The organism is Micromonospora sp. H33, from assembly GCF_052068455.1.
Lineage (GTDB): Bacteria > Actinomycetota > Actinomycetes > Mycobacteriales > Micromonosporaceae > Micromonospora.
On record NZ_JBQHDE010000002.1, the window covers coordinates 81,531 to 93,372 of the forward strand.

General features: G+C 74.0%; 13 protein-coding genes and 1 riboswitch. Of the genes, 6 read left to right on the plus strand and 7 right to left on the minus strand.

Annotation, left to right across the window (positions count from 1 at the left end):
- Nucleotides 1-20: 20 nt before the first annotated feature.
- The 3 genes from ACTMS0_RS05960 to ACTMS0_RS05970 all read right to left on the minus strand — a co-directional run bounded on the left by ACTMS0_RS05960 (nt 21) and on the right by ACTMS0_RS05970 (nt 2,959).
- Entirely contained in the window at nt 21-821 is an 801-nt protein-coding gene (locus ACTMS0_RS05960; protein ID WP_441154094.1) for an energy-coupling factor transporter transmembrane component T family protein, read from the minus strand.
- Nucleotides 818-2,272, minus strand: a complete 1,455-nt coding sequence (locus ACTMS0_RS05965; RefSeq protein ID WP_441154095.1) for an ABC transporter ATP-binding protein — start codon at nt 2,270-2,272, stop codon at nt 818-820. Before ACTMS0_RS05965 ends, ACTMS0_RS05960 begins: the two co-directional genes overlap by 4 nt.
- Nucleotides 2,273-2,368: 96 nt before the next feature.
- On the minus strand, nt 2,369-2,959 hold the full coding sequence (locus tag ACTMS0_RS05970) for an ECF transporter S component (RefSeq protein ID WP_441154096.1): 591 nt from the start codon (nt 2,957-2,959) through the stop codon (nt 2,369-2,371).
- Between the two features lie 72 nt (nt 2,960-3,031).
- A riboswitch (TPP riboswitch) is annotated at nt 3,032-3,137 on the minus strand.
- Nucleotides 3,138-3,385: 248 nt separating this feature from the next.
- On the opposite strand from ACTMS0_RS05970, the gene ACTMS0_RS05975 reads away from it, so the two are divergent.
- The 6 genes from ACTMS0_RS05975 to ACTMS0_RS06000 all read left to right on the plus strand — a co-directional run bounded on the left by ACTMS0_RS05975 (nt 3,386) and on the right by ACTMS0_RS06000 (nt 9,549).
- Nucleotides 3,386-4,384 (plus strand): permease, encoded by a 999-nt coding sequence (locus ACTMS0_RS05975; RefSeq protein WP_441154657.1) that lies wholly within the window; start codon nt 3,386-3,388, stop codon nt 4,382-4,384.
- Nucleotides 4,381-5,124, plus strand: coding sequence for a TIGR03943 family putative permease subunit (locus ACTMS0_RS05980; protein ID WP_441154097.1), 744 nt, complete (start codon nt 4,381-4,383; stop codon nt 5,122-5,124). Before ACTMS0_RS05975 ends, ACTMS0_RS05980 begins: the two co-directional genes overlap by 4 nt.
- A gap of 27 nt (nt 5,125-5,151) precedes the next feature.
- Nucleotides 5,152-5,976: an alpha/beta fold hydrolase gene (locus tag ACTMS0_RS05985; RefSeq protein ID WP_441154098.1), complete on the plus strand. Its 825-nt coding sequence runs from the start codon at nt 5,152-5,154 to the stop codon at nt 5,974-5,976.
- A gap of 54 nt (nt 5,977-6,030) precedes the next feature.
- A complete protein-coding gene (locus ACTMS0_RS05990) occupies nt 6,031-6,756 on the plus strand; it encodes a sugar isomerase domain-containing protein (RefSeq protein WP_441154658.1) in 726 nt (241 codons plus the stop codon).
- A gap of 170 nt (nt 6,757-6,926) precedes the next feature.
- On the plus strand, nt 6,927-7,427 hold the full coding sequence (locus ACTMS0_RS05995; protein WP_441154099.1) for a DUF6328 family protein: 501 nt from the start codon (nt 6,927-6,929) through the stop codon (nt 7,425-7,427).
- A 118-nt stretch (nt 7,428-7,545) separates the two neighbouring features.
- A complete protein-coding gene (locus tag ACTMS0_RS06000) occupies nt 7,546-9,549 on the plus strand; it encodes an acyl-CoA dehydrogenase family protein (RefSeq protein WP_441154100.1) in 2,004 nt (667 codons plus the stop codon).
- Nucleotides 9,550-9,714: 165 nt separating this feature from the next.
- On the opposite strand, the gene ACTMS0_RS06005 is transcribed toward ACTMS0_RS06000, so the two are convergent.
- The 4 genes from ACTMS0_RS06005 to ACTMS0_RS06020 all read right to left on the minus strand — a co-directional run bounded on the left by ACTMS0_RS06005 (nt 9,715) and on the right by ACTMS0_RS06020 (nt 11,842).
- Nucleotides 9,715-9,882, minus strand: coding sequence for a hypothetical protein (locus ACTMS0_RS06005; RefSeq protein WP_441154101.1), 168 nt, complete (start codon nt 9,880-9,882; stop codon nt 9,715-9,717).
- A 49-nt stretch (nt 9,883-9,931) separates the two neighbouring features.
- Complete coding sequence (locus tag ACTMS0_RS06010) at nt 9,932-10,537, minus strand: hypothetical protein (protein ID WP_441154102.1); 606 nt, start codon at nt 10,535-10,537, stop codon at nt 9,932-9,934.
- Nucleotides 10,538-10,608: 71 nt separating this feature from the next.
- On the minus strand, nt 10,609-10,935 hold the full coding sequence (locus ACTMS0_RS06015; protein ID WP_441154103.1) for an ArsR/SmtB family transcription factor: 327 nt from the start codon (nt 10,933-10,935) through the stop codon (nt 10,609-10,611).
- A gap of 37 nt (nt 10,936-10,972) precedes the next feature.
- A complete protein-coding gene (locus ACTMS0_RS06020; protein ID WP_441154104.1) occupies nt 10,973-11,842 on the minus strand; it encodes a metal ABC transporter permease in 870 nt (289 codons plus the stop codon).

The window sequence follows — 11,842 nt, forward strand, 5'->3', positions numbered from 1 at the left end:
TGATCGGTCGGCCGCGACCGTCACCCGATCAGCGGGCGGAACGTGCCGAGGAGGACGCTGGCGGTGAGCGCGGCGCCGGCAAGCGCCGCCGCACCGGCGACCAGGACGGCGTCGGCGGTGCCGAAGTGCTGTCGGCGGGCGACGGTACGCGGGGTGGTGGCGTCGAACCCGCGCGCGTCCATCGCCACGGCCAGCCGGGTGCCCCGGCGGATTGCGCCGACCAGCAGCGTGAACGCGGTCGAGGCGAAGAGGCACATCCTGGCCAGCGGGTTGCGGCCGGCGTCGACCCCCCGGGCCCGCCGCGCCATGCTGATCATCCGCCACTCCTGACCGAGCAGCGGCACCAGCCGGAACGCGGCCAGCGCGCCGTACGCGAACCGGGCCGGCGCCTTCGCGTTCTGCACCAGCGCGTCGGCCAGGTCGGTCGGGTCCGTCGTGGCGACGACGATCACCCCCGGCAGCGCCACCGCGAACATGCGCAGCACCAGGCCGAGGGCGGTGAGCAGCACGCCGGAGGTCACCACCACCGGACCGGCGTCCAGCAGCACGCGGCCGGAGCGCTCGGCGGCGAAGAGCACCAGCGTGACCAGGATGCCGCCCGCGCTGGCCAGCAGCGGCCACGCCCGCCGGGCCAGCACTCGCAGGCGTACGCCGAACAGCGGCAGCACGGCCAGCTCGACCGCGATGGCGATCGCCGGGGCCACCGGGTCCAGGGTCGCGATCAGGACGACCGAGAAGACCAGCGCCGCGGCGAACTTCGCCACCGGGTTGCGCCGCGCCAGCGGCGCGTCCGGCCGGGCGACCGGCTCCAGGCCGATCACGGTGTTCCCCCGGTGGGGTCGTGCGGGGCCGGGCCGACGTGGCGCTCCAGCCGGACGTGGCGGTCGGCGAGGGCGGCGACGAACTCCGCGTCGTGGGTCACCGTCACCAGGCCGTGCCCCGCGTCGCGCAGGCCGGCGAAGAGGTCCACCAGCTCCAGCCATGTCCGCCGGTCCTGGCCGAACGTGGGTTCGTCGCAGATCAGCAGGCGGGGTGCCGTGGCCAGGGCCGTCGCCACGCTCAGCCGCCGCGCCTCGCCACCGGACAGGGTGTACGGGTTCGCGGCCGCGAGCGCCGACAGCCGCAACCGCGACAGCAACTCGTCCACGGTGGAGCGGACCTCGGCCTCGGTGCGGCCGACGCGGCGGGGGCCGAGGGCCAGCTCGTCGAAGACCGTACCCGTGACGAACTGGTGCTCCGGGTCCTGGAAGACCGAGCCGATCCGGCGGGCCAGCGCCGGTGCCCGCCAGCGGTGCGGGGGAGTACGGGCGTCGCCGCCGGCCAGTTCGGCGGTGGCGGTGACCCGGCCCGTGCCGGGCTTGAGCAGCCCGCCCAGCAGGAGGGCGAGGGTGGACTTGCCGGCGCCGTTGGGACCGCGGACGGCGAGCGCCTCGCCGGCGCGTACGGCCAGGTCGACGGCGCCCAGCCGGGGCGGCAGGCCGAGCCGTTCGGCGGCGAGCAGCACGTCGCCGGCCGGCGCGGTGGCGCGGCGGGGCGGTACCGGGCGGCCGGGCACCCACACCCCCTCGGCGGCGAGCGCGTCGCCGTGGGCGGCGAAGACCGCCTCCGGGGTGCCGTCGGCCCGGACGCCGCCGCCCGCTTCGAGCACGACCACCCGGTCGACCAGCGGCAGCGACTCGGCCACCCGGTGCTCGACGAGGATCAGGGTGGTGTCGGCGTCCAGTACCCGGGCGACCGCGTCGCGGACCAGGGCCGCCCCGGTCGGGTCCAGGTTGGCGGTGGGCTCGTCGAGCAGCAGCAGACCCGGGCGCAGGGCGAGTACCCCGGCCAGGGCGAGGCGCTGCTGCTCCCCGCCGGAGAGCGCGGCCGTGGGGCGGTCCCGGTCGTACGGGAAGCCGACCCGGCGCAGCGCCTCGTCCACCCGGGGCCAGATCTCCTCGGCGGGCACCCCGCGGTTCTCCAGCCCGAACGCGACGTCGTCGCCGGAGCGGGCCATCACCAGTTGGCTCTCCGGGTCCTGGAAGACGACGCCCACCCGCTCGCGGGCCTTGGGCGGGTCCAGCCCGTCGATCTCGACGGTGCCCTCCTGCTCGCCGGTGTCCTCGGGCAGCAGCCCGGCCAGCGCGGTGAGCAAGGTGCTCTTCCCCGCCCCGGACGGCCCGAGCAGCAGTACCCGCTCCCCGTGCTCCACCCGCAGGTCCACGCCACGCAGCGCCCACCGCTTCCGCCCGGCGTGCCGCCAGCCGAACCCCCGCAGCGTCACCGCCGCCACGGCGCGCTCCCTCCTCGCCCCACCCCGTCGATCATGAGGTTGACGGCGATGTGGATCTCCGTTGGTGCCGTCAACCTCATGATCGACACTGGGCGCTCAGATGGCGGCGCGTTCGCGGCCGGCCGGGAAGCGGTCCAGGGCACCCGTACCGGCCAGGGCGCGGGTCAGGTACCAGGCCCCGGCGCCCGCGATCAGCGTCGCGCTGACGATCGTGAGCAGCGCGTACGGGATCCGGTAGCTGCCCAGCGCGTAGTCGACGTTCCAGACGAAGAAGTCGAACAGCGCGGCGCCGAGACCGGTCAACGCACCGGCGAGGAGCGCGGTCGGCAGCCGGAACGAGCGGTAGCGGAACGCCGCGAACGCCAGTTCGGCCCCGAGCCCCTGGATCAGGCCCTGGACGATCGTGATGCCGCCCCACTCCGAGCCGAGCAGCGCGGAGACGGTCGCGGCGACCGCCTCGCAGAACAGCGCCGCACCGGGCTTGCGGATCACCAGGCCACCGAGGACGGCGGGCACCAGCCAGACGCCGTACATGATCGCCTGGGCCGCCGGGAAGAAGGCGAAGGCCGGGTCGACACCCCGCCAGAGCAGGCCCCAGGCCCAGAAGATGACGCCGAAGGCCACCGCGATGACGGCTGCGACGATCACGTCGACGGTGCGCCACCGGGTGGTGGTGGGTTGAGTCATGAGTGCTCCCAGTTCTTGATGCGAACCAGGAGAAGACGCACGCCGCGCCCGGTGTAACCGGACGGCGGCGCGGCTGGAGGTCGACCGAACTCCCTGCGCTGGCATTACCCAGATCAGGTTCGAGGGTCTGCGGGCTCCGCCCGCACTCTCAGCGCTGTGCGCTCCCCTGTCGGATGTGAAGTTGTCCCACCGACGCTAACACCCCTGAAGATCACCCGGCAAAGTGATCTACGCGCAGTTCAGGGCGGGAATGGTGGGTCTTCTCGCGGAGTCCATCGACCGGGCCCGCTCCGGCCGGTAATCTCAGGCCGCCGGTCCGCCACCCGGCAGAGGGAAGAGCACGTGACACCGGAAACGCCCGCCGCCGGCATACCCGACGGCACCACCACGACCGCCCCGGTCGGCCTGGCCACGCCGAACGTACCCCTGAAGGAGCCGCCGCCGGCCGGCGGTGACGAGCCCCGGCGGTGGCTGGGGGACCGGATCGGGTCGGTCGAGGTCCTCGCCGCGCTGCTGGTGCTGTTGATCATCTTCCGGGAGCCGCTCGCCGGCGCGCTCTCGACGCCCCGGCTCCAGACCTGGACGACGGTGTTCGTCTCGGTGATGGTGCAGGCGGTGCCCTTCCTGGTGTTCGGCGTGCTCCTCTCCGCGGTGATCGCGGTCTTCGTGCCCCGGTCGTTCTGGGCGCGGGCCTTGCCGAAGCACCCGGCCGCCGCGGTGCCGGTGGCCAGCGCGGCCGGCGTGGTGCTGCCCGGCTGCGAGTGCGGGTCGGTGCCGATCGCCGGGTCGCTGATCCGGCGGGGCGTCACCCCGGCCGCCGCGCTGGCGTTCCTGCTCGCCGCACCGGCCATCAACCCGATCGTGCTCACCGCCACCGCGGTCGCCTTCCCGAACAACCCGGAGATGGTCCTCGCCCGGGGGCTGGCCAGCCTGGTCGTGGCGATGGTGATGGGCTGGCTGTGGCTGCGCCTCGGCCGGGCCGACTGGATCCGGCTTCCCCGCCGGCCGGAACTGGACGACGCCTCCCGCGGCCGGGCGTTCTGGGCGGCGGTCCGGCACGACGTCACGCACGCCGGCGGCTTCCTCGTCCTCGGGGCGATGGCCGCCGCCAGCATCAACGTGCTGGTGCCCGAGCGGTGGTTGCAGACCCTCGCCGACAACGCGGTGCTGTCGGTGCTGGCGCTGGCGGTGCTCGCCGTCCTCCTCTCCATCTGCTCGGAGGCGGACGCCTTCGTCGCGGCCTCGCTGTCACAGTTCTCGCTCACGTCCCGGCTGGTGTTCCTGGTGGTGGGTCCGATGGTGGATCTCAAGCTCATCTCGATGCAGGCCGGGGTCTTCGGCCGGCGGTTCGCGCTGCGGTTCGCGCCGGCCACCTTCGCGGTGGCGGTGGCGGTCGCCGTCGGCACCGGGGCGGTGCTGCTGTGAACCGCCAGGCGCAGGCGGTGGTCCTGCTGCTGCTCGGCGGCGCGGTGATCCGGGCCTGCTTCACCGACCTCTACCTCAACTACGTCAAGGAGGGGCTGCGTCCCTTCCTGATCGCCGCCGGGGTGCTGCTGGTCGCCGCCGCCGTCATGACCCTCTGGTACGAGCTGCGCCCGGCCCCCCGCGTCGCGGCCACCGGGGACGGACCCGACGACGACCACCACGACCACGGCCACGCCCACCACGAGCCGCGGGTCGGCTGGCTGCTCATCCTGCCGGTGCTCGGCCTGCTGCTCGTCGCACCGCCGGCCCTGGGCTCGTACGCGGCCGGCCAGGCCGGCACCGCCCTCTCCAGCCAGCAGCAGCCGTCGGACTACCCGCCGCTGCCCGAGGGCGACCCGGCCCCGGTGAGCGTGCTCGACTACGCCTCGCGGGCGCTGTTCGACAAGGGCGCGTCCATCGGGGACCGGCGGGTCCAGCTCACCGGCTTCATCACCGCCGGCCCCGACGGGCAGCCGATCCTCGCGCGGATGGTCCTCTCCTGCTGCGCCGCCGACGGCCGCCCGGTCAAGCTGGGCATGACCGGCAACGCGCCCACCGGCCTCGCCGACGACACCTGGGTGGAGGTGACCGGCCGCTACAGCGACCGGATCGTGCTTGACCCGGTGAACGACGCCGAGATCCCCTACCTCGACGTGGAGTCGTGGCGGCAGGTGCCCGCCCCCAAGCGGCAGTACGAGTGACCCCGGTGCGTGGGTAGGCTGCCGATCATGCGGATCGACGCCCGGGGGTTGACCTTCGACGTACGCGCCGGTGGCCCGGAGGACGGTCCGGCCGTCCTCCTGCTGCACGGTTTCCCGCAGCACGGCGGGGAGTGGGACGACGTGGTGCCGGCCCTGCACGCCGCCGGGCTGCGCACGTACGCGCTCGACCAGCGCGGATACTCGCCCGGCGCCCGGCCGGAGGCCGTCGAGGCGTACCGGCTGGCGGAACTGGTCGCCGATCCCGCGGCCGTGCTGGACGCGCTCGGCGTCGACGCGGCGCACGTCGTCGGGCACGACTGGGGAGCCGTCGTCGGTTGGGGCCTGGCCGCCCGCCACCCCGACCGGGTCCGGACGTTGACCGCGGTCTCCGTGCCGCACCCCGCGGCGATGGCGCACGCGCTCACGACCGACCCGCAGCAGAAGGCCCGCTCGGCGTACATGCTGCTGTTCCGGCAGGCCGGCAAGGCGGAGAAGGCGCTGCTGGCGTTGAACGCGACCGGGCTGCGCCGGATGCTGTCCGGCGTCGGCGGCGCCGACCGGGTGGCCGCGTACGCCGAGCCGATGCGCGCCCCCGGCGCGCTCACCGCCGCGCTGAACTGGTACCGGGCGATGTCCCGGAACGACCTGGCAGCCGTCGGCCCGGTGCCGGTGCCGACCACGTACGTCTGGAGCGACCGCGACGTCGCGATCGGCCGGACGGCCGCCGAGGCCTGCGCGGCGCACGTGACCGGCGACTACCGGTTCGTGGATCTGACCGGGGTGAGCCACTGGATCCCCGACGAGGCGCCCGCGCCGCTGGCCGAGGCCATCCTGGCCCGGATCCGCGGCTGAGTAAGGGAGACCGAATTGGACGCAGGGGATGTGGCGCCGACCGCCGAGGATTTCCTGGCGGTGGTCACCGCGACGATGCACCGGGTGGCGGCGAGCCAGCGCGAGGCGGTGGGGAGGGCCGCCGACCTGATCGCCGAGGCGCTGCGCGCCGACGGCGTGGTGCACGCGTTGGGCACCGGGCACTCGGAGGCCCTCGCGATGGAGATCGCCGGGCGGGCCGGTGGGCTGGTGCCCACCAACCGGATCGCCCTGCGCGACCTCGTGCTGGTCGGCGGCGCGTCGCCGGACGTGCTCGGGCCGCGCCTGGAGCGGGACCCGTCGGTGGCGCACCGCCTGTACGACCTCGCGCCCGTCCGCCCGCCGGACGTCTTCGTGCTGGCCTCCAACTCGGGCGTGAACGGGGCGATGGTGGAGTTCGCCGCGCTGGTCCGCGACAAAGGGCACGGGCTGATCGCCATCACCTCGACCGAGCACTCCGGCCGGATGGAGTCGCGCCACCCCTCGGGGCGCAAGCTCGCCGACTTCGCCGACGTGGTGCTCGACAACGGCGCCCCGTACGGCGACGCCACCCTGCCGCTGCCCGGGGGCGGCGCGATCGGCGCGGTCTCGTCGATCACGGCCGCCCTGCTGGCCCAGCAGATCACGGTCGAGGTGGTGGCCCGGCTGCTCGCCTCCGGGGAGCGGCCTCCGGTCTACCTGTCGGCGAACATCGCCGGCGGTGACGCGCACAACGACGCCCTGGAGGCCCGGTACGCCGGCCGCATCCGCCGCGGCGCCTGAGGTGTGAGGAGGCGCCCCTTCTTAACGTCTCCGGTAGAGGAGGGGTCCCTTGTTAACGGTCCGCTCCGGCCGGTGATCCGAACCGGTTTCACGGAACGCGGGGTGGGGCATCAGCGTTCCTGCCGGCGGGGTGGGCTCCGCCGGCGGTACGTTCTCACCGGAGGTAGCGCGTGTCGAAGGAGACCGAGAAGCAGCGCTGGCAGCGCAACTTCGCCGACCTGCTGCAGGAGTTGCGGGTGGCGCAGACGGGCGTGCAGATCCTCTTCGCCTTCCTGCTCACTCTGCCCTTCAGCGCCGGGTTCGAGCGGACGACGCCCTTCCAGAAGGACGTCTACATCGTCGCGCTGCTGGCCGCGGCCGGCGCCACCGCCCTGATCATCTCTCCGGTGGCCTTCCACCGGGCGCTGTTCCGGCAGGGGCGCAAGCCGGAGCTGGTCCGGTTCGCGCACCGGATGGCGAGCGCCGGTCTCGCGTTCATGCTGGTCTCGATGGTCAGCGCGGTCCTGCTGATCACCGACTTCGTGCTCGACCGGACGATCGCCTTCGTGCTCAGCGGGATCACCGCGATCTGGTTCCTGGCCTTCTGGGCCGTCCTGCCGTTCGCCCGCCGCAACTGGGGCGAGGACGACGTGGACGACGAGGAGGACAGCCCGACGTCGTACGCCGACTGAGCGGCAAAGACGCCGGTAAATCGATCTTCACCGAACGCTACCCCTGGGTAACACCCGGGGGTAGCGTGGCAGGTGTCGCCACGTCGACGCATCCGGACCGAGGTTCGAGGAGGCAGCCGTGACCACGACGCAGAACAGCCGGTCCGCACCCGACGGCACCGGCCCCGACCAGCCCACGACCTCCGGCTCGGCCGGCCCGCTGCCCAAGGAGGCCGGCCAGGTCTCCGAGAAGGAGGCCCGACAGGTCGCCGAGGCCGCGCGGGAGTCCTCGTGGGACCGTCCGAGTTTCGGCAAGGAGCTCTTCCTCGGCCGGTTCCGGCTCGACCTCATCAACCCCTGGCCGCAGTCGGCGCCGGACGACGTCGCCCGGGCCGACGAGTTCCTCGGCCGGCTCCGGGAGTACGTGGCCTCCGAGGTGGACGGTGCGGTCATCGAGCGGGACGCGGCCATCCCCGACGAGGTGTTCCAGGGGCTGGCCCGGCTCGGCGCGTTCGGCATGAAGATCGACCGGGCGTACGGCGGCCTCGGGCTGAGCAACCTGCACTACTGCCGGGCCCTGATGCTCGCCGGCTCGGTCAGCCCGGCGATCGGCGCGCTGCTCTCCGCGCACCAGTCCATCGGCGTACCGCAGCCGCTCAAGATGTTCGGCACCGCCGAGCAGAAGCAGCACTTCCTGCCCCGGCTCGCCGCCGGCGAGGTCTCCGCGTTCCTGCTCACCGAGCCGGACGTCGGCAGCGACCCGGCCCGCCTGGCCACCACCGCCGAGCCGACGCCGGACGGCAGCGGCTACCGGCTCAACGGCGTCAAGCTCTGGGCCACCAACGGCACGGTGGCCACCCTGCTGGTGGTGATGGCCCGGGTCCCGGCCGGCGAGGGCCGGCGGGGCGGGATCACCGCGTTCGTCGTCGAGGGCGACTCCGAGGGCATCACGGTCGAGCGGCGCAACGCGTTCATCGGGCTGCGCGGCCTGGAGAACAGCCTCACCCGCTTCCACGACGTCTTTGTGCCGAAGGAGAACGTGATCGGCGGCGAGGGCAAGGGCCTGAAGATCGCGCTGACCACGCTCAACACGGGGCGGCTCTCGCTGCCCGCGATGTGCGTCGGTGCCGGGAAGTGGGCGCTCAACGTGGCCCGGGAGTGGGCGGCCGACCGGGTCCAGTGGGGCCGGCCGGTCGGCGAGCACGAGGCCGTCGCCCAGAAGCTCTCCTTCATCGCCGCGACCACGTACGGCATGGAGACCATGCTGGACCTGTGCTGCCTGCTCGCCGACGACGACCGCAACGACATCCGGATCGAGGCGGCGCTGGTCAAGCTCTACGCGAGCGAGATGGCCTGGCGGATCGCCGACGAGCTGATCCAGATCCGGGGCGGGCGCGGGTACGAGACCGCCGAGTCCCTCGCCGCCCGCGGCGAGCGCCCGGCCGCCGTCGAGCAGCTTCTGCGTGACCTGCGGATCAACCGCATCTTCGAGGGCTCCACCGAGATCATGCACCTGCTGATCGCCCGCGAGGCGGTCGACGCGCACCTGTCGGTGGCCGGCGACATCATCGACCCGGACGCCGGTCTCGGCCGCAAGGCGCGCGCCGGGGCGCGGGCCGGTGTCTTCTACGCGAAGTGGCTGCCGACCCTCGCGGTCGGTCGCGGGCAGGCACCCGGGGCGTACGGCGAGTTCGGCCCGCTCGCCGGGCATCTGCGCCAGGTGGAGCGCTTCTCCCGCAAGCTGGCCCGGTCGACGTTCTACGCGATGTCCCGCTGGCAGGGGAAGATGGAGCGCAAGCAGGCGTTCCTCGGGCGGGTGGTGGACATCGGCGCGGAGCTGTTCGCGATGTCGGCGGTCTGCGTCCGCGCGGCGGCCGAGCGGGACACCCGCCCGGAGAACGTCGAGCTGGCCGACCTCTTCTGCCGGCAGGCCCGGGTCCGGGTGGACGCGCTCTTCACGGCCCTCTGGGACAACACCGACTCGGTCGACACGGCGGCCGCCAAGCGGATCCTCGCCGGCCGCTACGCCGCTCTGGAGGAGGGCGTACTCACGCCGGCGGCCGACCTGCCCTGGGTCGCCCGCTGGTCGCCGGGCCCGTCGACCGCCACCGACGCCCGCCGCCGGATCCCGCCACCCGCCTGACGGCCCGGCCGACTCCAGCTTGATCCACTCGACGTCCGGCATGTCGCGGTGTCCCGGTCATCCGGATACCGCGACATGCCGGATCTCGTGTCGATCAAGGCTGTTCGCCGCCGGTCGGGCCGGTCAGCGGGCGACCGCGACCGTCCGCCGCGCAGGCGGTCTCGGTCAGCGGGCGACGGCCCAGGCCAGCACCGCCGCGAGGATCAGGCCGTTCAACACGGCGAGACCCAGGTAGGCCGCCGGCGGGATCCGACGTCCCTGCCGGACGAAGCGCACCAGGAACGCGGCGTAGCCGAGCAGCAGCACCGCGACGACGATCAGGAAGTAGAACACCTGACGACCTTAGCGACCGCCGTCCGGTCAGGTCGGCGCGGCGCTCGGGTCAGCGGCCGCCGTGCAGGCCCAGCTGGCGCAGCTCCAGGGCGGCCAGCGCCTCGACCGCGTCGTCGTCGCCGCGCCGCCACGCCTCCGCCACGTCGGGCGCGATGCGGGTCAGCCGGCCGAGCGGCTGTGTGGCCAGGGCCCGTAGGGCGAGCAGGTCGCGGCCGGCGGGCGCGGCGGCCAGCTTCGCGGCGGCACCGGCGCGGCGCATCCACCGCACCCGTAGCGGCAGCCAGCCGAAGAGCACCAGGCCGAGCGGGAAGACCAGCACGGCGACGGCCAGGGCCAGGGCGAGCTGGTCGACCAGCTCCTGCTGGTCCCGGCCGGCCTCGGCGAGGGACCGCGCGGCCCCGGCGGCCCGCTCGAACGGCGCGGTCAGCTCGTCGCCGACCAGCGGGACCCGGCCGATCTTCCCGCCGGCCTCGGCCAGGTTGTCGGCCAGGCCGCCACCGGCCCCCTCCAGCTTCTGTCCGGGTACGGCGAGCTTCTGCACCAGGTCGTGCAGCCACAGCGCGCCGCGCACCGACGCGTACACCCAGGCGACGACGAGCAGGTCGGTGAGCAACTGACGGGCGGCGGTCGGGAAGCGATCGGCGTAGATCTTCACGCCGGACAGCGTGCCACGACCGCACGCGCGAAGCATCCCGTACGGCGGGTCCGGGCGCGCCCGGTGCGGGGTCAGGATCGGGCGGCCGGCGCGGCGGTGACGGTGCCCTCGCCGGCGTGGCTCACCGCGTCCGCCACGATGTGCGCGACGTGCTCGTCGACCAGGGCGTAGGCGATCTCCCGCCCGCGCCGGGAGCCGCGCACCACGCCCGCGCCGCGCAGCACCCTCAGGTGCTGGGAGACCAGGGGCTGCGGGGCGCCGAGCTTGTCGACCAGCTCGTGCACGCACCGCTCGCCGTCGGCGAGCTCGCTGACGATGGCCAGCCGGATCGGCGCGGAGAGGGCGCGCAGCAGCTCGCTGGCACCCTCGAAGGCGTCGTAGCCTGACCCGCTGCTCACCCTGTAACGGTAACCAATCCCAGGCGGGTGCGGCTGATCAGGACCGGTGCAGGACGACCTCGTGCGGTTCCGGGGCCGGGGTGGCGGCCGGGGTGGCCCGGCGCCGCAGCGCCCGCCAGACCGCGCCACCGAGCGCGACCACCGCGAAGGACGCGATCGCCATCAGCACCACGGACGCGCCGGGAGCGGTGTTGGCGTCGGCCGCCACGTAGACGCCGGAGCCGGCGGCGAAGAGGCCGAGCGCCATCGCCGCGGCCATCGTGCCGCGGAAGCCCCGGGTCACCTGCTGGGCGGCGGCCACCGGCACCACCATCAGCGCGCTGATCAGCAGCACGCCGACCGCGCGCATCGCGATCGTCACGGTGACTGCGGTGGCGACGGCGAGGAGCAGGTTGAGCGTACGGACGGGCAGGCCGGAGACCCGGGCGTACTCCTCGTCGTGGCAGACCGCGAACAGCGCCGGGCGCAGCGCCAGCATGGTGACCAGGATCGCCGCCCCGAGCACCGCGATCGTGGTCAGGTCGCCGGGGGAGATGGTGGTCAGCGACCCGAAGAGGTACGCGTTGAGCGCCCGGGTGTTGTTCGAGAGCCCGACGAGCATCACGCCGCCGGCGATGCCGCCGTAGAAGAGCAGCGCGAGCGCCAGGTCCCCGGAGGTGCGCCCGCGGGCCCGGACCAGCTCGATGGTGATCGCGCCGAGACTCGCCACGATCACCGCCACCAGCACCGGGGACTGGTTGAGCAGCAGCCCGGCGCCGACACCGGTCAGCGCCACGTGCCCGACCCCGTCGCCGATCAGCGCCAGCCGGCGCTGCACCAGGTAGATGCCGAGTGCCGGGGCGGCCAGGCCGATGACCAGCGCGCCGATCAGGGCGCGCTGCATGTAGGGGTACTGGAAGAGTTCCAT